Consider the following 19,021-nt stretch of genomic DNA (forward strand, 5'->3'; position numbering starts at 1 on the left):
AAGGTGAAGTCAAAGTGAAAGCGCTAAAGAGACTCGGAGCGGGTTTGGCGGCGACTGGGCTCCTGCTCACCTCCGGGTGCGCGGGCGCGGGCAGCCTGGGGGCATCAGCGAACGAGGTGACGATCGCCCTGGTGTCCAACTCGCAGATGACCGACGCTCAGAAGCTGTCCTCGGAGTTCGAAAAGGAGAATCCCGGCACCAAGCTGAAGTTCATCTCGTTGTCGGAGAACCAGGCGCGGGCCAAGATCACCATGTCGACGGCGATGGGCGGCAGTGAGTTCGACGTCGTGATGATCAGCAATTTCGAGACGCCGCAGTGGGCGAAAACTGGCTGGCTGCTTCCGCTCAACGACTACATGAAGGACACCCCGGACTACGACGAGAACGACTTCATTCCGTCGCTGCGGGAGTCGTTGTCCTATGACGGGAACATGTACTCGGTGCCGTTCTACGGCGAGTCGTCATTCCTGATGTACCGCAAGGACATGTTCGAACAGGCGGGCATCCAGGTCCCGAAGGACCCGAACTACCAGCCGCAGTGGAGTGAGGTCGCGGACTGGGCGAAGACGATCAAGGCCAAGGGCATCTCGGACGCGGGTATCTGCCTTCGCGGCAAGCCCGGCTGGGGTGAGGTGCTTGCGCCCCTCGACACCGTGATCAACACGTTCGGCGGGCGCTGGTTCGACGAGCAATGGAACGCTCAACTCAACAGCCCCGAGGTGAAAAGGGCCGTCAACTTCTACGTGGACCTGGTCAAGGACGCCGGTGAGATCGGCGCCTCGTCGACGGGATTCCAGGAGTGCGCCAACCTGTTCGGGCAGGGCCAGACAGCGATGTGGTACGACGCGACGTCGGCGGTGTCGGTGCTCGAGGACCCGAAGGAACACCCGGATCTGCAGGGCAAGATCGGCTACCTCTCCGCACCGATCGCCGAGAAACCGAACTCGGGCTGGCTGTACACGTGGTCGCTCGGTATACCGACGCATGCCAAGAACCCCGACGGCGCATGGAAGTTCATCTCGTGGATGACCAGCAAGGACTACATGAGACTGGTCGGCGAGAAGCTGGGCTGGGCACGCGTCCCACCTGGCAGCAGGACTTCGACCTATACGCAACTGCCTGAGTACGAGGCGATTTCCAAGACATACGGTCCGTTGACGCTGAAGTCGATCGAGAATTCCTCGCCGAACAAGCCCACGGTGCAACCGGTTCCGTACACCGGCGTCCAGTTCGTCGGGATTCCGGAGTTCCAGGATCTCGGGACACGGGTCAGCCAGCAGATCAGCGCGGCGATGGCAGGGCAGAAGTCCGTTGACGACGCGCTGGCCCAAGCACAGGAATACGCCGAGGTCGTCGGCCGAAGCTATCAGGAGAAGTGATGACTGTAACCGCTGATACCGAAGCCGCCGCCAGCGACGCGGCAGTCGCCGAACGGGTTCGCAAGATCCGAGAGGCGCAGGACGTCGGGGTGAGCCGCGCCGAAGGATGGCGACGGCGCGGGCCGTTGCTGCCCGCTTTGATCTTCATGATCGTCGTGACGCAGATCCCGTTCCTGTTCACGCTGTACTACTCGACGCTGTCGTGGAACCTGGTTCGCCCGGGGTCCCGGCGGTTCGTCGGGCTGAACAACTACATCGCGGTCGTCAAGGACAGCCAATTCTGGACGGTGGCCTTCAACACCGTGCTACTGATCGTGGTCGTCGTGCTGGTCTCCGCGTTTCTCGGTCTGCTGATCGCGTTGTTACTCGACCGCGCGTTCCTCGGTCGCGGTGTGGTGCGGACCCTGCTCATCACCCCCTTCCTCATCACTCCCGTTGCAGCGGCGCTGGTTTGGAAGACCACGATCCTCGACGCCACGAACGGCATTTTGAACTGGGTGCTGTCGATCGTGGGCCTCGGGCCGGTCGACTGGATCGGCGAATACGGGTTCCAGATGGTGATGGTCGTCCTGATCTGGCAGTGGACGCCGTTCATGATGTTGTTGATCCTCGCCGGCCTCCAGTCGATGCCTCGCGACATCCTGGAGGCCGGTCGAGTCGACGGTGCGGGCGCGTTCCAACTCTTCCGCGAGTTGACGCTGCCCCACCTTCGGCGCTTCATCGAACTGGGTGTCGTGCTCGGCGCGATCTATCTGGTCAACACCTTCGACACCATCTACATGCTGACGCAGGGCGGTCCGGGTATCGCGAGCGCGAACCTGCCGTTCTACATCTACCAGCGCGCATTCCTCGGCTTCGACATGGGCCAGGCGGCGGCGATGGGCGTCGTGGTGGTGATCTTCACGATGATCATCGCGAGCTTCGCGCTCCGATTGATATTCAAGTCGTTCAGCGGCAAGGAAGAGGCGGCGTAGTCATGACGACCACAGTTGAGAAATCCACGGAGACAACGGCGGCCGCCACGGCCTCGAAGAAGAAGAGCCGCAAGTTCAGCCCGTGGGGCATCGTGGCCTGGCTGGTGGGCCTTGGGTTCTTCTTCCCGGTGTTCTGGATGGTCCTGACGGCCTTCAAGCAAGAGGGTGACGCGGCCACCAGTCCGCCGAAGCTGTTCTTCACCCCGACGCTGGATCAGTTCAAGGCGGTGTTCGAGCAGGGCATTGGGACCCCACTGCTCAACTCCATCTTCGCCACCGTTGTTTCGACGGTCCTCGTGCTGGCACTGGGGACTCCGGCCGCGTTCGCATTGTCGCTGCGGCCGGTCCGCAAGACACAGGACGCACTGTTCTTCTTCATGAGCACCAAGATGCTGCCGATCGTGGCGGCGATCCTGCCGCTGTATGTGATCGTGTCGAACATCGGTCTGCTGGACAATATTTGGGCGCTGGTCATCTTGTACACCTCGATGAATCTGCCGATAGCAGTCTGGATGATGCGGTCGTTTTTCCTCGAGGTGCCCGGCGAACTACTCGAAGCAGCGAGCCTGGACGGTGCGAGTTTGTGGCGTTCGGTGCGTGAGGTCATCCTCCCGCTGGTTTCTCCCGGCATCGCGGCCACCGCGTTGATCTGCGTGATATTCGCGTGGAACGAGTTCTTCTTCGCGGTGAACCTCACTGCGGTGAACGCTCAGACCATGCCGGTGTACCTCGTCGGCTTCATCGCCGGTGAGGGTCAGTACTGGGCCGTCCTCTCGGCGGCCGCAACCATGGCCGCTCTGCCCGTGATCCTGTGCGGGTGGTTCGCGCAAAACAAGCTGGTGCGCGGACTTTCGTTCGGCGCGATCAAGTAGAAGGAAGACCGATGGCTGCAATCACGTACAAGAACGCTTCGTGCATCTACGAGGGTTCGGACAAGCTCGCGGTTGACTCGCTCAACCTCGACATCCAAGACGGCGAGTTCGTCGTCCTGGTCGGCCCTTCGGGTTCCGGTAAGAGCACCGCGCTGCGCATGCTTGCCGGCCTCGAGGACATCGACGAAGGCTCCATCGAGATCGGCGGCAAGGACATGACCGGTGTGCCGTCGAAGGACCGCGACATCGCGATGGTGTTCCAGAATTACGCGCTGTACCCGAACAAGACCGTCGCCGAGAACATGGGTTTCGCGCTGAAGTTGCGCGGCGTGTCCGCCGACGAGCGGCGCAAGAAGGTCGAGGAGGCGGCGAAGATCCTGGATCTCACCGAGTTCCTGGACCGCAAGCCCGCCAAGCTGTCCGGCGGTCAGCGCCAGCGCGTGGCGATGGGCCGCGCGATCGTCCGTGAGCCACAGGTGTTCTGCATGGACGAGCCGCTGAGCAACCTCGACGCGAAACTGCGCGTGCAGACCCGCACCCAGATCGCCGCGTTGCAACGGCGTCTCGGCACCACCACCGTCTACGTCACGCACGATCAGGTCGAGGCGATGACGATGGGCGACAGGGTCGCGGTCCTTCGGTTCGGCAAGCTGCAGCAGTTCGCCTCGCCCAACGAGTTGTACGACCGGCCCGCCAATGCGTTCGTCGCCGGGTTCATCGGATCCCCCGCGATGAACCTGGTGAAGCTGCCGGTGACCGCCGACGGCGTCAAGATCGGCGACTCGACGCTGGAACTCGAACGCGAGCACATGACCAAGCTGAGCGATGCCGGCCTGACCGAGGTGATGTTCGGAATCCGGCCTGAGCAACTGGAACTCACCGATTCCGGTGGTGTCGAGGTGGTCGTCGATCTCGTCGAGGACCTCGGCAGCGAGGCCTACGTGTACACCCACGCGGGGTCCGGCGTCGAATTGGTCGCGCGGTGCAATCCCCGCACGGCGCCGCGACTGGCCGACACGGTTCGGCTGCGCAGGCACCCCGAAGGCGCTGTGCACCTGTTCCATCCGGACACCGGCGAACGCATCAACTAATGCGTGCACCGGAGTTCCGGCTCCGGGCACCGACTCCCGGGCTCCTCGGGTTGCCGTGGGACCGACCGCTTGAGGACTGGAACGTCCCCGACGTCCCACTGCGCGACATCGCGGTAGGGCCAAGCCGTCACCTGGTGAAGTTCGTCGACGCCGACGGTCTGCTGTGGGCCGTCAAGGACATGCCCGCGCGGATCGCGGTCAAGGAGTACGACGTACTGCGCAGCCTGGAGGACAAAGGGCTGCCCGCCGTGCGGCCCGCGGGCTTGGTGCTGCAGCCCGAGTTCGACACCGCGATCCTGGTGACCCGCTACCTCGAGGGGTCCTGGCAATACCGCAGGCTCTTCATGCGGCTGCCCACAGACCAGCCCAAGCACCGCGCGCGATTGTTGGACGCCATGGCCTGGCTGATGGTGGAACTGCACCGGCACGGCGTGTTCTGGGGCGACTGCTCCCTGGCGAACACGTTGTTTTCCCGTGACGGGCAGCTCCTGCAGGCGCAGCTGGTCGATGCCGAAACCTCGGAAGTACACCCGGTTTTGAGTCGCGGACAGCGCGAGCACGACCTCGACATCATGGTGGAGAACGTGGCGATGGGCATGATCGATCTCGCCGAACGCCTCGGCCGGTCGACGTTGGAGGACGTGCTGATCGACGAGGCGGAGCAGACCCGGTCCCGCTACTACGAGCTGTGGGACGCGCTGCACGCCGAGCCCACGTTCGACTTCGCCGACCGGTACCGGGTCGAGGGAACGGTGCGCAAGCTGAACGAATTGGGTTTCGTCGTCGACGAAGTGTCCCTGCAACCGGTCGGCGATGATCCGAGCCGACTCAAAATCCGTGTCGCCGTTGGTGATCGGCGCTACCACGCGCAACGGTTGCGGGACCTCACCGGCCTGGATGTCGGAGAGGGGCAGGCCGAGATCCTGCTCGGCGACATGCAGGCGTATCAGGCTCAGTTGTGCCGCGAAGCGGGACACGACGTCGACGACTCGACCGCCGCCCGGTTGTGGGTGATCGAGGTGCTCACCCCGTACGAACGGTTGGCACACGACGTGGTCGGTCGGAAAGGCACCCCGATCCAGGCATACTGCGATCTGCTCGAGGTGCGGTGGCTGCTGAGCGAGAAGGCGGGCCATGACGTCGGCACCAACAAGGCCTTGGCAGCGCTGTCCCGCGGCGTGATCCCGGTCGACTCCGCGGCGAAGCTGGCCATTGCGGAGGTGCCGACGGAGCCGTTCGAGGTACTGCGCGACGAGTGAATCCCGTTGAGCAGCAGGTGTTTGACCGAGCGACAATTTCTTAGAGTTTTCTTCGGTTCCGCACTCGAGTTTCCTTAAGTGTCGAACATATGTTCGATGGTATGGGTGGGGTTGCGGTCGAGGAGGCGGTGGCGGCGGTGCGCGCCGCGCATACCGCGCTGACCGGGCTGACCGCCGAGGCGTTGACCCGTCCGCAGTTGTTGGCGGTGCTTGATGAGGTCGAGATCTTGTCGTGTCAGTTGCCCGCCCACCGCAATGGGTTGTTGGCCCGGTTGCAGACCCAGGCCACGCCGAGGGAGTTGGGTGCCAAATCCTGGCGGCAGGTGTTGGCGACCCGGTGGCGGCTGTCGGGTAAGGAGGCGGGTCGGCGGTTGGCCGAGGCCGAGGTGTTGGCGCCGCGGCACAGCGTGTCGGGGCAGCCGTTGGAGCCGGTGTTGGCCTACACCGCCGCCGCCCAGGCCCATGGGGCGATCACCGGTGAGCATGTCAAGGTGCTGCGCAAGGCGATGGCCGCGATTCCGGCCGGGGTGGATGTGGCCACCCGCCATCAGGTCGAGGCTGATCTGGTGCGCGCCGCGCTGGGCGTGGGGCCCAAGGAGTTGAAGGAAGCCGCCTTCCGGCTGGTGTTTCTGCTCGATCAGGACGGCGCCGAACCCGACGATGCCGCGCGTGAACGCCGGCGCGAGGCCACGATGGGTCCGCAACAAGCCGACGGCACCTCCCGTCTGACCGTCACGTTGACCCCGGAGGGGCGGGCGATCTGGGAAGCGATCTGGGCGAAGTTGGCCGCTCCGGGGATGTGTAATCCCGATGATGAGCAGCCCTGTGTGTCGGGCACCCCGACTCAGGAGCAGATCGACGAGGATCAGCGCAGCCTGGGTCAGCGTCAGCATGATGCGCTGGTGGTGGCGGGGCGCAGTGTGTTGGAAAGCGGGGCGTTGGGTCAGCACAATGGGGTGGCGACCTCGATCATCATCCGCACCACGCTGCAAGATTTGGAACACCGCGCCGGGGTTGGGGTCACCGGTGGCGGCACGGTGGTGCCGTTGCCCACACTGATCCGGATGGCGGCGCGTGCGCACCTGTGGTTGGCGGTATTCGATGGGGCGACCGGCTCGGCGTTGGAGTTGTTCCGCACCCGTCGCACCGCGTCGGTGGCGCAGCGGATGATGCTGATCGCCCGTGATGGGGGGTGCACCAAACCGGGGTGCACGGTGCCCGCCTACGGCTGCCAGGTCCACCACGCGGCCGCTGATTGGGCCGATGACGGCCAAACCAACGTCGACGAGCTGGGGTTGGCGTGCGGGCCGGATAACCGGATGGTCGGCCCCAACAGCTGGAGAACCCGGATGAACGAGCGCCACGAAGTCGAATGGATTCCGCCACCCCACCTGGACACCGGCCAAACCCGCATCAACACCTACCACACCCCCGAAAAACTCCTCCGCCCACCAGACAACGACCCAGACCCGCCTGACGAGGCGGGATTTCAGGTGACCGGTTCGTAGCCCGGGTTGGTGCCGAGCGACACGCCTGGGTTGGCGCCGGGCGCGTCGTCGGTGAACGACTGGTGCGGCATGGGCCTGCAGTAGGCGTCCATCGGGGATTGGTCGCCCGAGCAGTAGGGCACACGATCTTCAGGGTCGGCTGCCGCCTGCGGGGCCCCGACGAGCGCGGCAACCGCTGTGAGCAGGCACGCCGCGAAGATCTTCGCCATAGTTCAACGGTACGCGGGTATATACCGTGAGGTGGTGGATCGATTCGGTCGGGTGAAGCTGACCAACCCGGACAAGGTGCTGTACCCGGCGACGGGCACCACCAAGGCCGAGGTGTTCGATTACTACGTCAACATCGCCGAGGCGATGCTCCCGCATATCGCAGGCCGCCCCGTCACCCGCAAACGCTGGCCCAACGGTGTCGACGAACCGTCGTTCTTCGAAAAGCAGCTCGCCAGTTCGGCGCCCGACTGGCTGGAGCGGGGTTCGATCTCCCACAAGTCGGGCACGACGACGTATCCGATCATCAACACCGCCGAAGGGCTGGCGTGGATCGCGCAGCAGGCGTCGCTGGAAGTGCATGTGCCGCAATGGCGATTCGTCAGCACGTGGACGCGGGAACATGGCGCCGAGCAGACGCCGGGCCTCGCCACCCGGGTCGTGTTCGACCTGGACCCCGGCGAGGGCGTCACCTTCCGGCAACTGTGCGAGGTGGCCCACGAGGTCCGCGAGCTCATCACCGGAATCGGGCTCACCACTTACCCATTGACGAGCGGCAGCAAGGGCCTGCACCTGTATGTGCCGCTGGAGAAACCGATCAGCTCGCACGGCGCGTCCGTGTTGGCGCGGCGGATCGCGATGCAGTTGGAAAAAACAATGCCCAAGCGGGTGACGGCCACCATGACCAAGAGCCTGCGCGCGGGCAAGGTGTTCGTGGACTGGAGCCAGAACAACGCCAACAAGACGACGATCGCGCCGTACTCGCTGCGTGGCCGGGAGGAGCCCACCGTCGCCGCCCCCCGCACCTGGGACGAAATCGAGGACCCCGACCTGCGGCATCTGCGCTTCGACGAGGTGCTCGAACGCGTCGCACGCGACGGTGACCTGTTGGCCGCGATGGACACCGACGCGCCGGTGGCCGACGCGCTCACCACCTACCGCAGCATGCGCGACGCCGGAAAGACCCCCGAACCCGTGCCGAACCTCGCGCCCACCGCAGGCAACGACGACTTCTTCGTCATCCAGGAGCACCATGCCCGCCGACTGCACTACGACTTCCGGTTGGAGCGCAACGGCGTGCTCGTCAGTTGGGCCATACCGAAGAATCTGCCCGATACGCCGTCGGTCAACCATCTGGCCGTACACACCGAGGATCACCCGTTCGAGTACGGCAGCTTCGAGGGTGAGATCCCGAGGGGCGAGTACGGCGGCGGCAAGGTGATCATCTGGGACACCGGCACATACGAGACCGAGAAGTTCCGCGACCATCCGCCCGACGGCCCCGCCAAGGGCGGCGAGGTCATAATCACGTTGCACGGCAAGAAGATCGAGGGCCGGTACGCGCTGATCCAGACAGACGGCAAGAACTGGCTGGCGCACCGGATGAAGGAGCAGCAGCATCCCCAGGCGGGAGACCTCGCGCCGATGCTCGCGACGGAGGGATCGGTCGCCAAGCTCAAGGCCTCGCAATGGGCGTTCGAAGGCAAGTGGGATGGTTACCGCGTCATCGCCGAAGTCAACCACGGCCGACTGAACTTGCGCTCTCGCCGCGGCCGCGACGTCACCCGCGAGTATCCGCAATTCGAGGCGCTGGCCGCCGATCTCGCCGACCATCACGTGATTCTCGACGGCGAAGCGGTGGCGCTCGACCGCAACGGAGTGCCGAGTTTCTCTGAGATGCAGAACCGGGCGCGGTCCACTCGGGTCGAGTACTGGGCATTCGACATCCTGTTCCTCGACGGCCGATCCCTGTTGCGCGCCAAGTACTCTGATCGCCGCAGGCTGCTGGAGGCGTTAGCCGAGGGCGGCGGGCTCATCGTGCCCGACGTCCTGCCCGGTGACGGTCCCGAGGCGATGGAACACGCCCGCGAGCACCGCTGGGAGGGCGTGGTCGCCAAGAAGCGTGATTCGACCTACCAGCCGGGCAGACGCTCATCGTCGTGGATCAAAGACAAGATCTGGAACACCCAGGAAGTGGTGATCGGCGGCTGGCGGCAAGGCGAGGGCGGCCGCTCCAGCGGCATCGGGGCGCTGATGCTCGGCATCCCGGCCGACGACGGCCTCCAGTTCGTCGGACGTGTCGGCACCGGGTTCACCGAGAAGGAACTCACCAAACTCAAAGGTTTGCTGAAACCCTTGGAAACCGACGAATCACCGTTCAATGCAAGGCTTTCCACGCAAGATGCCAAGGGCGTCACGTTCGTTCGGCCGGAACTGGTCGGTGAGGTGCGCTACAGCGAGCGGACCTCCGACGGCCGGTTGCGTCAACCGAGTTGGCGCGGACTTCGACCTGACAAGACGCCCGGCGAAGTCGTCTGGGAATGACGCCGGCCGGATGCGAGGCTGTGGATGAACAGGTCGAGCATGTGTTCAAAGGTATCCGTGGCGTCGGGTGTCTGACCGATGCCGGTCTGTTCGATGGTCACGGCACCATGGATTGCACTCCAGACGGCTTGTGCATCTTGCGCTGACTCCTGTTCCGACGCCGAGCTTTTCATCGCGCGAATCAACTCCACGAGGACGGTGAACACCGCGTGACCAGCGCGCGCGACCTCAGACGATTGGTCTTCGAGCGGACTGCCCGCGCCGAAGATCAACGAATATCGGGCCGGATAGCGCAGGGCGAACGCGCGATAGTTCCGGCATGCCGAAGCGAAACGTTCAACCGGATCAATGTCGGTTGGTACCTCGATCGCCTGGGCCAACTGCTCGAGTGTCCGCATGGCCAGTGCGACGATCAGACCGTCTTTGTTGGCGAACCGGTTGTACACGCTCATCGGCGAGACTTCGGCGCGCTGCGCGACGGCACGGATCGTCACACCGTCGACGCCATCGCGATCCAGCACGGCCTCGGCCGCGTCGAGCAACGCGACCGAGACCTGATGGCTGGCGGTGCGGCGGCGAGGCGTCATGCTGCGATGTCGGCCTGCCGCTGGGCCATCCACGCGAGAGCGGTGTCGGCGACATCACGCCATCCGTGGTCGATGGTCAGCGAGTGGCCACGGCCTTCGAATTCGTGGAAATCGGTCACGGCAGACGAATTTTTGTACAGGCCGTAAGCCGCTTTCGCCGACACCAATGGCACGGTGTGGTCGGCGGAGCCGCCGGTGATCAGCAATGGCCCGCGATTGCTGTTGGCGGTGTCGACCTTCGCGGGTGACTTCGGCGAGAAGTTCGCCGTCGCGGCTTCGAACAGCGGTTTGCCTGGCGAGGGGATCGACCATTGCTCCCACAGGGCGTCCGACTCCTCGACGGTCAACGCGTTACCGAAGCCGTATCGCCACTGCGCCTGCGTCAGTGCCTTGGCGCGTCCTTTGTTGAGCGGGTTGCCCAGGACGGGGAAGGCCGAGCGCAACTGGGCGAAAGGCAGCGGCTTCACGCCCTTGATCGGAGCCGGGTCGATCGCGATTGCGGCGGCCACCTTGTTCTGCCCCAACAGCTTCTGGGCGATCAGGCCGCCGAAGGAATGGCCGATCACCACCGGCGGGGTATCGAACTCGGCGATGACGTCGGCGAAGTGTTCGGTCAGCTCGTCGATGCCGTATCCCGCTTGCTCCGTGGCGCCCCGCCGCGTCTCGTCGGCGGTCGCGAATTCGCCCGGCCAGGCAGGGGCGATCGCGTGATGGCCGTTGGTGGTGAAGTGTTCGATCCATGGCTGCCAGGCGGTATGGGAGATCCAGAGCCCGTGGATGAAGACGACGTTGGTCATGAATGGTCCTGTCTGTCGGGGCGATGACGGATCTTATGGAACAGTGTTACATAAGCATCGCAAAGCCAGGAACCACGGCGGAGCCGAGAAAATTCCCGTCAGATCGTCCGCCTACTGGATACCGCTACCGAACGCTAAGCGGCACAAGCTCTTCAGCCGCGGTCGACCCTCGCGCCAGCACGCCCCTAGTGGCGCGCCGAGATCATCGCGGTCGGCACCGACATCCGGAGATCGCGATGCCGAAGCGTGGTGATCCGGCGTCCGGGCTGCACCGCGTCCTTCACCGGCGTCGTGCGGTCACCGAAGTACGCGGCGGTGGCGTCGATGTCCGCAACTTCGAACGTGATTCCCCACAGCCGCGAAGGCCCGTCGGCTGCGGTGTCCGGCGAACCGACGACTTCGAGGATCACCTCGCCCAGCCGAAAGAACACCTGGCGGATCGCTTGTCCGCCGAGTTCCGCATCGCGCTCACGCCGCCGGGCGGCACCGACCGCGGCCAGCGCTGCGACCGTCCGGCTCAGATCGGGCGACATCAGCACGACATGGTCGATCGCGGTGACGCCGTTGGCGTGAGCGGCGGGCGCTGCGCTGACCGGCGTCGACCACGTCGTCGGGATGCCGTCGAGGTCCTGACTGTCCGACGGCGCGCCGCTCAACGACCATCCGACGATCCCGGCGCCGCGCCCGCCCAGTCGGATGCGGACGCCGCCGACACGGCAGACGGCATCGGAGTCGACGGAGAAACCTGCTCCCGTCCAAACCTGCGACGGATCAGCGATTTGCAACTCGTCGACCCTGACTGTCATGGCTGATGCGAATCCCACTTTTGTGATGCCGTTGCTCGGTACCTTTTAAGCAAACCATGTGCAGTTCAGCGGAGGGGCGAAGCCAAAATGCCGAGCGGAATAGCGTCTGAGCTGGCAGCCGCCGGTTTTGAGGACGCGGTCGAAATCGGTCGAGGGGGATCCGGCGTCGTCTACCGCTGCCATCAGAAGGCCCTCGGGCGAAGTGTGGCCATCAAGGTGCTCGCGTCCGATCTGGACGAAGACGACCGGGAACGTTTCCTGCGCGAGGGCTACGCGATGGGCGCGCTGTCCGGCCATCCGAACATCGTGAACATCCTTCAAGTCGGTGTCACCGAAAGTAACCGGCCGTTCATCGTGATGCCTTATCACTCAGCCAATTCCCTCGCGGAACGGGTGCGGCGGGAGGGCCGGATCGGGTGGCCCGAGGCGTTGCGCATCGGCGTGAAATTGTGCGGGGCGCTGGAAACCGCGCACCGGACAGGCACCTTGCACCGCGACATCAAGCCCGCCAATGTTCTGGTCAACGACTACGGCGAACCGCAGATGAGCGACTTCGGCACGGCGCGCATCGTCGGCGGATACAAAACGGTGACAGGGTTTTTCACCGGCACCCTGTCCTACACCGCGCCCGAGGTACTCGGCGGAAAGCCGCCGACGGTGGCCGCCGACGTCTACTCACTGGGCGCGACGATCTACGCGTTGATCGCGGGCAGGGCCCCGCATGAGCGCAACGCTGACGAGGAACTCATCGCGCACTATCTGCGGATCACCTCGACGCCGGTGCCGGACCTGCGGCCCGCAGGCATCCCGCCTGACATCTGCGCCGCCATCGAGAAGGCGATGGCGATCGAACCGGCCGAACGCTACGCATCTGCGGAGGATTTCGGCCACGCGTTGCAATTGGCCCAGCGGCACAACGGCTTACCGACCGATCCGATGGCGCTCAGCGAGCCGGGCGGCCACCACGAGCAGGCCGGCCAGGATTACGCGATGTCGGTGCCGCCGACTCAGCTCGAGTCGTCGGGCGGCGGTAGTCCGCCCACCGGTGTCCTGTCCGGCGAAGCGACCGCGTCGACCCCGCCGCCGAATCCCAACATGTTCGCCCGCACCGCCTCCGTCAGCGCATCCAGCCTGCCGTGGCAGGCGCTGAATCCCCCTCCGCCTGCGCAGCCTGCGCCGCCGCCGTCCGCCCCGCCGAAGGACGGGAACCGCAAGAAGCTGCTGATCGCCGCAGGCGCCATCGCGGCGGTGCTGGTGTTGGTGGTCGCCAGCGTCTTCATCGTCACGTCGTCGCGCCACAGCGGTGGAGGTGAGGCGGCGCCGCCATCACCGCCGACCACCGAACCGCCGCCCGCATGGAAGCCGATCGCCGACGCACCCGCCGCCACCTACGCGTCGGCCGCCACCGAAGCCGACGGCACCATCTGGATTTTCGGCGGCATGGGCGCCGACAACCGGCTGCTCGGTGGCCACGAGGGCTACGACCCCGCCATCGACAGTTGGAAGAGCGGCGACGACCTACCCGTTCCCGTGCAGCACGCGATGTCGGCGACGTGGCAGGACACCCCTGTCGTGGTCGGCGGCTGGCGCACCGAAGGCGCCGATTCCAAGGTCGCGACGGACCGGGTGTGGCGCGTGGTCAACAGCCGATGGACCGAGTTGCCGCCGCTGTTGCAGCCGCGGGCAGCTGCGGCCGCCGCCGTCGTGGGCGACCGGATCATCGTCACCGGGGGAGTCGGGGCCGACGACAAACCACTCGCCACCACCGAGATCTTCGACGGCACGTCATGGAAGCTCGGCGCTCCGATCCCCACCGCGCGACAGTTGGCCGGTGCGGCATCGGACGGCAAGCTGGTGTACGTCCTCGGCGGGTCCACCGGGGCCGCCGACGTGGCGACGGTCGAGGCGTATGACCCGGCGACGGACACCTGGACGACCCTGCCTGAGATGCCCGGTCGACGCAGCGACCTCGGAGTGGCCTATGCCGACGGCCGGCTCGTCGCGGTGGGTGGCATGTCAGGTGGCCAACCGAGCAAGAGCGTGGTCGCGCTCGATCTGATGACCCAATCGTGGAGTGGCCTCCCCGACCTCGGCACAGCGCGGCACGGCATGGCGGTCGCGGGAGTCGGGAAGACCGTGTACGCGATCGGCGGGTCGACCGGCCCCGGCGACAGCCAGATCACGGCATCCGCAGAAGCCTTGCGGCTGGCGCCGCGCAAACCGCAACCGGCGCCGGCGTGGCAGTCCCTGCCGGACGCGCCGACCGCGAGGTTGATGATGGCGTGGACCGTGCAGGACGGAAAGATCTGGGTGGCGGGCGGCATTCGCGAAGGCGAAACACTGCAAACGGTGGAGAGTTTCGACCCCAAGACGGGAGTGTGGCAGACGCAGCCGCCGCTGCCGGTGCCCCTGCATCACGCCACAGGGGCTACATACCGCGGCGAGGTGGTCGTGATCGGCGGCGCGACAGACCAGATCGCGGAGGCGTCGAACAAGGTGTTCGCGTTGCGGGGCGGCACCTGGACGGAACTGCCTGCCCTGCAACATGCCCGGGCCGCGGCAGGGGCTGCCGTCGTCGGCGACAAGCTCGTCGTCGTCGGCGGGCAGAACAACAAGCAACTCGTCCCGCAGACCGAGGTGTTCGACGGCAAGTCCTGGACGCAGGCAGCCGACTTGCCAACGCCGCGTGAGCATTTGGCGGCGGTGTCCGACGGCACCTATGTGTACGCGGTCGGCGGCCGAATGCTGTCCGCGGACGAGAACTCGGCAGCGTTGGAGCGGTACGACCCGGCCTCGGGTAACTGGGAGAAGTTGGCGGACATGCCGACTCCGCGCGGAAGCTACGGCGCCACGTTCATCGACGGCCGCATCGTGGCGGTCGGCGGCGAGGAGCCGACGCGGGTGTTGGCCACCGTCGAGATGTACGACGTGACGAACGGGAAGTGGAGCGAGGCGGCGCCGCTCGGCACACCGCGGCACGGCCAGGTGGTGGCCGCGGACGGGTCGGCCGTCTACTGCATCGGCGGTGCGGACCGGCCGTCGCATGAAGGGGCCATCGCCACTGTCGAGGAACTCGAATTCATTTAGCGGGGTTGCGCAGTTGCGCGATGGTGACCGCGCCGCGGCGCAGCGCCTCGTTGGCCAGCCGGACCCGGCGGTCACCCTCCTGCGGGATCGAGAACTTGTCGTAGAGGTTCTGCAGATGCTGCTTGACCGCGGCCTCGGTGACGAAAAGCTCGGTGGCCATCCGCCGGACCGACGCGGGCTCGGGGAACGGGTCGTCGGAGACCAACGGCCGGCACAACACCACCAAGACGTCGAGTTCGCGCCGGGTCAGCCGGGGCGGCAGTTCGACGGTCGCAGCGGTCTTGGTCTCCTCGTCGAGCCTCCCGTCGCCTGAGTCTTTCACCTCCCAGAACACCACCTTGGACCGGCCGACGCGGACCTCGTCACCGGAGCGCAGCACGCGTTCGGCCGTGATCTTCTCGCCGTTGAGGTAGGTGCCGTTGCGGCTGCCGAGATCGCGGATCGACCAGGCGAAACCGAGGTTCTCGAATACCGCGTGCAGCCGCGAGACGGTTTCGTCGTGTTCGAGCGGGACGTCATTGCTGGCGGCTTTGCCCAGCGTCACCCGTTGACCGGTCAGCGGGACCAACTCGCGTCCGGACGGCTTCGAGACTTCCAGGTGGGAAGACATGATGGCAATTGTGTCCTACTGAGTCGCGGGCTAGGGCGAGCTGGTGATCTTCTTCGCGAACCGCACCACCCGCTTGGCCGGTGCGGACTCCACCAGCGGCGGCCACGGCCACTCGCTGCGGTCGCGTCCTCGCGGCGCCTTCAGGAAGGCCAGCCCCAGCACCAGCCCGAAGACCAGGTGCCCGACCAGAGTGATGATGATCGTCGCGGCGTTCAGCGGGAACATCCGCTCCTCGCCGTGCGGGGCCAATGCGACGGTCGCCATCAGACCCGCCCAGGTCGGGAAGACCGCGAAGGCCACCGACGCCAGCACCTGGTAGACGTTCTTCCAGCGGTCGATGCCGATCGCGAAGGCGACAACGAAGAACGCGACACCCAGGCCGCCGGCATCGCCGATGTAGCGGTAGACGTAGCCGACAGCCGCGCTGCCCGCGGTGTCCGGTTCACCGGTCACGAACGAGCCCATCGTCGGGATGAAGTCGCCCATCAGGCCCAGCACATGGACGGCGAACAGTCGGGCGCCGTCGTAGACGATGCACGCCACCATGCCGGAGATCAGGCCGCGACCGACGATCATGTCGATCCGATGCGGTGCGAACACAATCAGCGTGGCGAGCACGGCGACCAGCGTGATGGTGACCATCGTGATGGCGCTCTGCGAGGCCAGCCCGAACACCTCGACCGAGATGGCCAGGATCGGCATCGAGGCCAGCAGCAGCACCAGCGCGAGCCGGGCCATCTCCCACTTGGTCGGGGCCTTGACCTCGCGGCGGTTCAGGTCGACGTAGCGTTGCCGGACCGTGTTGGCGACCTTGCCGACCACCGGCACGTCCAGCGCCTTGATCCGCACGGTCTTGCCGTCGAACGCGCTGATGGCTTTGGGAAGGGCTTTGGCGTGCAGGTCGGCGAAGCGCATCCGCACTGTCTTGGGCTCCACGGGGCGCATCCGCACCGTCTCGTCTTGGGCTGTCGCAAACATTCGAGGGGTCCTATATCAGTCGTTTCAAGTACGACTTTCATCGTCGTTGTCGCGTCTGGGCAACGTAATCACCGCAAAGGCAGACTTGGCGCCGGCAAGGGAAGGGTTTTCTATCCGCCAGGTAAGGGTTTCTCCAGCTTCAGAAGATAGCGTTCGTTACACCAACGACCTCAGAGGAGAGACCCGTTGCCCATTGAGTACCGCGATGTCCAGGTCAACGGGATCCGCGTCGAGATATATGGCAGCGCATCGGAGCGGCCGCCGCTATTGTTCGTGCACGGCGGATGCCACGGAAGTTGGTCCTGGCAGAAGATGGCCCCGTGGCTGGCTGAGCGCGGTTGGCTCGCTGTGTGCCTCAACTGGTTGGGCCATCACGGCTCCCGGGACCTGCCGCGTACCGAAGCGTTGTCGCGATCGATCCTCGACGTGACGACCGAGATCGGCCAGGTCGCCGAAAGTCTGGACGACCTGCCGGTGGTCATCGGCCACAGCATGGGCGGACTGGCGAGCCTGGCCTATGCGTACGTCCATCCTGTCGCAGGACTGGCGTTGCTCGCCCCCGTGGTGCCTGCCGGATTCGGTACGCAGCCAATCGACCTGCCGGTCGATCCGGCGACATTGTGGACACCGCCTGAAGAGATGGTCGACGCAGCGTGGTGGGGCGATGTCAGTCCCGACGAGGCGCAGCGGTACAGGTCTCTGCTGTGCGCGGAGTCGCCGCGGGCCGTTCTGGAAGCGACGCGATGGCTCTGCGAGGTGGACACCCGCCCCTTGCGCGTGCCCGCCCTGGTTTTCGCCGCGGAGTTGGACCTGCTGGTGCCCGCCCAGGCTGTGCTGTCTCTCGGCAAGGACATCGACGCGGATTGCATCACGCTGGCGAACACCGGTCACGGAATTCCGCTCAATCCGGTGTGGAACGACGCGGCGGTGGCGATAGACGAGTGGCTCGTCGCTAACCGGCAGTGAACTCGCGGCAGACTCACAGCCCGAAAAGCGGTGCGGTCACCGACAATTCACGCGATGAGTCAAGAGGCTAACCGCAGGATTGCCTATCTCCTGCTGAGGCTGGCCGTGGGCTGCAGCCTGTTCGGGCACGGCCTGGTTCGGATCCCCATCGTGGGTAGCTTCCACGAGCACGTGACACGCGAATTCGCCACTTCCATCGTGCCGGGCATCCTGGTGTCCGCCGTCGCGTACGCGTTGCCGTTCGTCGAGTGCTGTACCGGCGCGCTGTTGATCCTCGGTTTGTTCACCAGAGTCGCGTTGGTGGTCGGCACGCTGACCATGACGGTTTTCATCTTCGGGTCGACCACCGTGCAGAACTGGTCGGTGATCGGCGAGCAGTTGATTCACGCCGCGATCCTGGCCGCACTGATCGCGGCCCTTCAGCACAACGCGTACTCCATCGATACGGTGATGAGAAGACGCGTGATGCGGCCCTTTGAGCGCTTGTTTGGGAAAGGCGTATCGATTCCACTTTTGGGCGCGGCCGTCATTGGGATCGCTCTTTGTTGTATTGCGCCTAGTGCGGCGTCACCGGACGACGACGAACAGGCGAGTCAGCGGCAGCAGGAGATCGTCAGGGCGTTCGCCAATGCCGTGGTGCATGACGATCATGCCGGCATCGCGCGAAACGCTACTCCTGACATCGAGTGGACGATCCCCGGTACCAGCGTGATTTCGGGTCGGACGACGGGAATCGATAACGTCCTCCGACTCGCCGACATCTTCGCTACGTACGGCCTGCACATCTCACCGCTGGGATCTACGTTCGGGGTGGACACAGTTGCGGTCAGACTGCACGACACTGGCGAACACAACGGCAAGCGCATTGACCAGGACGTGATCAACGTCCTCACGATTCGTGACGACAAGGTCGCGGGCGTGACTGCGACCCTGACCGACGTCAGTTCATTCGACGCGTACTTCTCTTGATCGCAAGCCGTGGCGGGCGTCCCTGCGGCCTCGCCTTCGGGTCTAGACCAGCTTGGCCCCCGGCGGAAGCTGAACGACGAGTTCGTCGGCGGGCACTTGATGTCCACGCGCGCAACAGATCTCGACGGTGGCTTCGGCGCCGCAGTCACGATGGGCGAGCTGCAATGCTGGACTACCCGGAAGGTGCCGTCTGCCCCACTCGAACATCGCCCACACCACGGGCATGAAATCCACTCCGGCTTCGGTGACGACATACTCGTCGCGGCTGCGGCGGCTAGGTTCCCTGTAGGACCTTCGCTCCAGCAGGCCGACAGCGACAAGTTCGGTCAGCCGTGCCGAAGTCACCGCTCTGCTGAGTCCGACCCGCCGCCGGAAATCCTCGAAGCGGGAGGTGCCGTAGTAGGCCTCCCGCATGATCAACATGGCGGATTTCGTGCCAACCAAATCCATGGTCTTCTCGATCTGGCAGATGCCGACCGGTGACCATGATTCGCGGTCGGCGAGCTGACCTTGAAGGATTGTCATCTGACTTCACTCGATTCCCTGGGTTGCTTTAACCATACGCAGGTGCTACACCTGAGTATGTAAAAGCATACTCAGCTAGGA

17 protein-coding genes are annotated in these 19,021 nt (G+C 65.2%); 10 read left to right on the plus strand and 7 right to left on the minus strand.

What is annotated here, in order from left to right:
• Nucleotides 1-14 precede the first annotated feature (14 nt).
• The 6 genes from C1A30_RS31570 to C1A30_RS31595 all read left to right on the plus strand — a co-directional run bounded on the left by C1A30_RS31570 (nucleotide 15) and on the right by C1A30_RS31595 (nucleotide 7,083).
• Complete coding sequence (locus C1A30_RS31570; protein WP_101953026.1) at nucleotides 15-1,379, plus strand: ABC transporter substrate-binding protein; 1,365 nt, start codon at nucleotides 15-17, stop codon at nucleotides 1,377-1,379.
• Nucleotides 1,379-2,353, plus strand: a complete 975-nt coding sequence (locus C1A30_RS31575) for a carbohydrate ABC transporter permease (protein ID WP_101952144.1) — start codon at nucleotides 1,379-1,381, stop codon at nucleotides 2,351-2,353. The genes C1A30_RS31570 and C1A30_RS31575 overlap by 1 nt, the downstream gene beginning before the upstream one ends.
• A 2-nt stretch (nucleotides 2,354-2,355) precedes the next feature.
• Nucleotides 2,356-3,225: a carbohydrate ABC transporter permease gene (locus tag C1A30_RS31580; RefSeq protein ID WP_101952145.1), complete on the plus strand. Its 870-nt coding sequence runs from the start codon at nucleotides 2,356-2,358 to the stop codon at nucleotides 3,223-3,225.
• Between the two features lie 11 nt (nucleotides 3,226-3,236).
• Nucleotides 3,237-4,316, plus strand: coding sequence for an ABC transporter ATP-binding protein (locus C1A30_RS31585; RefSeq protein WP_101952146.1), 1,080 nt, complete (start codon nucleotides 3,237-3,239; stop codon nucleotides 4,314-4,316).
• Entirely contained in the window at nucleotides 4,316-5,575 is a 1,260-nt protein-coding gene (locus C1A30_RS31590) for a DUF4032 domain-containing protein (protein WP_101952147.1), read from the plus strand. The genes C1A30_RS31585 and C1A30_RS31590 overlap by 1 nt, the downstream gene beginning before the upstream one ends.
• A 101-nt stretch (nucleotides 5,576-5,676) precedes the next feature.
• Nucleotides 5,677-7,083 carry an HNH endonuclease signature motif containing protein gene (locus C1A30_RS31595; protein WP_235010284.1) on the plus strand — a complete coding sequence of 469 codons (1,407 nt, stop codon included), beginning with the start codon at nucleotides 5,677-5,679 and terminating at the stop codon, nucleotides 7,081-7,083.
• Here C1A30_RS31595 and C1A30_RS31600 read toward each other — a convergent pair.
• Nucleotides 7,065-7,292: a hypothetical protein gene (locus C1A30_RS31600; RefSeq protein WP_101952149.1), complete on the minus strand. Its 228-nt coding sequence runs from the start codon at nucleotides 7,290-7,292 to the stop codon at nucleotides 7,065-7,067. The genes C1A30_RS31595 and C1A30_RS31600 overlap by 19 nt on opposite strands.
• A gap of 31 nt (nucleotides 7,293-7,323) precedes the next feature.
• Here C1A30_RS31600 and C1A30_RS31605 point away from each other — a divergent pair, with 31 nt between their 5' ends.
• A complete protein-coding gene (locus C1A30_RS31605; RefSeq protein ID WP_101952150.1) occupies nucleotides 7,324-9,615 on the plus strand; it encodes an ATP-dependent DNA ligase in 2,292 nt (763 codons plus the stop codon).
• On the opposite strand, the gene C1A30_RS31610 is transcribed toward C1A30_RS31605, so the two are convergent.
• The 3 genes from C1A30_RS31610 to C1A30_RS31620 form a co-directional block, all read right to left on the minus strand.
• Nucleotides 9,555-10,157, minus strand: coding sequence for a TetR/AcrR family transcriptional regulator (locus tag C1A30_RS31610; protein WP_160112810.1), 603 nt, complete (start codon nucleotides 10,155-10,157; stop codon nucleotides 9,555-9,557). The two genes, C1A30_RS31605 and C1A30_RS31610, sit on opposite strands and share 61 nt — an antisense overlap.
• A gap of 41 nt (nucleotides 10,158-10,198) precedes the next feature.
• Nucleotides 10,199-10,999 carry an alpha/beta hydrolase gene (locus C1A30_RS31615; protein ID WP_101952152.1) on the minus strand — a complete coding sequence of 267 codons (801 nt, stop codon included), beginning with the start codon at nucleotides 10,997-10,999 and terminating at the stop codon, nucleotides 10,199-10,201.
• Between the two features lie 185 nt (nucleotides 11,000-11,184).
• Nucleotides 11,185-11,805, minus strand: a complete 621-nt coding sequence (locus C1A30_RS31620; protein ID WP_101953028.1) for a glyoxalase — start codon at nucleotides 11,803-11,805, stop codon at nucleotides 11,185-11,187.
• Between the two features lie 87 nt (nucleotides 11,806-11,892).
• Between C1A30_RS31620 and C1A30_RS31625 the strand changes: the two genes are divergently transcribed.
• A complete protein-coding gene (locus C1A30_RS31625; protein WP_101952153.1) occupies nucleotides 11,893-14,892 on the plus strand; it encodes a serine/threonine-protein kinase in 3,000 nt (999 codons plus the stop codon).
• On the opposite strand, the gene C1A30_RS31630 is transcribed toward C1A30_RS31625, so the two are convergent.
• Entirely contained in the window at nucleotides 14,885-15,502 is a 618-nt protein-coding gene (locus tag C1A30_RS31630) for an FHA domain-containing protein (protein WP_101952154.1), read from the minus strand. The two genes, C1A30_RS31625 and C1A30_RS31630, sit on opposite strands and share 8 nt — an antisense overlap.
• Nucleotides 15,503-15,532: 30 nt before the next feature.
• Nucleotides 15,533-16,480 carry a hypothetical protein gene (locus C1A30_RS31635; protein ID WP_235010285.1) on the minus strand — a complete coding sequence of 316 codons (948 nt, stop codon included), beginning with the start codon at nucleotides 16,478-16,480 and terminating at the stop codon, nucleotides 15,533-15,535.
• A gap of 186 nt (nucleotides 16,481-16,666) precedes the next feature.
• Here C1A30_RS31635 and C1A30_RS31640 point away from each other — a divergent pair, with 186 nt between their 5' ends.
• Nucleotides 16,667-17,446: an alpha/beta hydrolase gene (locus C1A30_RS31640; RefSeq protein ID WP_101952155.1), complete on the plus strand. Its 780-nt coding sequence runs from the start codon at nucleotides 16,667-16,669 to the stop codon at nucleotides 17,444-17,446.
• A gap of 54 nt (nucleotides 17,447-17,500) precedes the next feature.
• Complete coding sequence (locus C1A30_RS31645) at nucleotides 17,501-18,415, plus strand: nuclear transport factor 2 family protein (RefSeq protein WP_101952156.1); 915 nt, start codon at nucleotides 17,501-17,503, stop codon at nucleotides 18,413-18,415.
• Between the two features lie 42 nt (nucleotides 18,416-18,457).
• On the opposite strand, the gene C1A30_RS31650 is transcribed toward C1A30_RS31645, so the two are convergent.
• A complete protein-coding gene (locus tag C1A30_RS31650) occupies nucleotides 18,458-18,940 on the minus strand; it encodes a helix-turn-helix domain-containing protein (RefSeq protein WP_101952157.1) in 483 nt (160 codons plus the stop codon).
• Nucleotides 18,941-19,021: the final 81 nt, after the last annotated feature.

The organism is Mycobacterium sp. 3519A, assembly GCF_900240945.1.
Classification (GTDB): Bacteria; Actinomycetota; Actinomycetes; order Mycobacteriales; family Mycobacteriaceae; genus Mycobacterium.

What these genes read in the sequence shown, in the direction of transcription:
- C1A30_RS31575 (WP_101952144.1), top strand. Translation starts at nt 1,379, where the DNA reads ATGACTGTAACCGCTGATACCGAAGCCGCCGCCAGCGACGCGGCAGTC.
- C1A30_RS31580 (WP_101952145.1), top strand. Translation starts at nt 2,356, where the DNA reads ATGACGACCACAGTTGAGAAATCCACGGAGACAACGGCGGCCGCCACG.
- C1A30_RS31585 (WP_101952146.1), top strand. Translation starts at nt 3,237, where the DNA reads ATGGCTGCAATCACGTACAAGAACGCTTCGTGCATCTACGAGGGTTCG.
- C1A30_RS31590 (WP_101952147.1), top strand. Translation starts at nt 4,316, where the DNA reads ATGCGTGCACCGGAGTTCCGGCTCCGGGCACCGACTCCCGGGCTCCTC.
- C1A30_RS31595 (WP_235010284.1), top strand. Translation starts at nt 5,677, where the DNA reads ATGGGTGGGGTTGCGGTCGAGGAGGCGGTGGCGGCGGTGCGCGCCGCG.
- C1A30_RS31600 (WP_101952149.1), bottom strand. Translation starts at nt 7,292, where the DNA reads ATGGCGAAGATCTTCGCGGCGTGCCTGCTCACAGCGGTTGCCGCGCTC.
- C1A30_RS31615 (WP_101952152.1), bottom strand. Translation starts at nt 10,999, where the DNA reads ATGACCAACGTCGTCTTCATCCACGGGCTCTGGATCTCCCATACCGCC.
- C1A30_RS31620 (WP_101953028.1), bottom strand. Translation starts at nt 11,805, where the DNA reads ATGACAGTCAGGGTCGACGAGTTGCAAATCGCTGATCCGTCGCAGGTT.
- C1A30_RS31625 (WP_101952153.1), top strand. Translation starts at nt 11,893, where the DNA reads ATGCCGAGCGGAATAGCGTCTGAGCTGGCAGCCGCCGGTTTTGAGGAC.
- C1A30_RS31630 (WP_101952154.1), bottom strand. Translation starts at nt 15,502, where the DNA reads ATGTCTTCCCACCTGGAAGTCTCGAAGCCGTCCGGACGCGAGTTGGTC.
- C1A30_RS31635 (WP_235010285.1), bottom strand. Translation starts at nt 16,480, where the DNA reads ATGTTTGCGACAGCCCAAGACGAGACGGTGCGGATGCGCCCCGTGGAG.
- C1A30_RS31645 (WP_101952156.1), top strand. Translation starts at nt 17,501, where the DNA reads ATGAGTCAAGAGGCTAACCGCAGGATTGCCTATCTCCTGCTGAGGCTG.
- C1A30_RS31650 (WP_101952157.1), bottom strand. Translation starts at nt 18,940, where the DNA reads ATGACAATCCTTCAAGGTCAGCTCGCCGACCGCGAATCATGGTCACCG.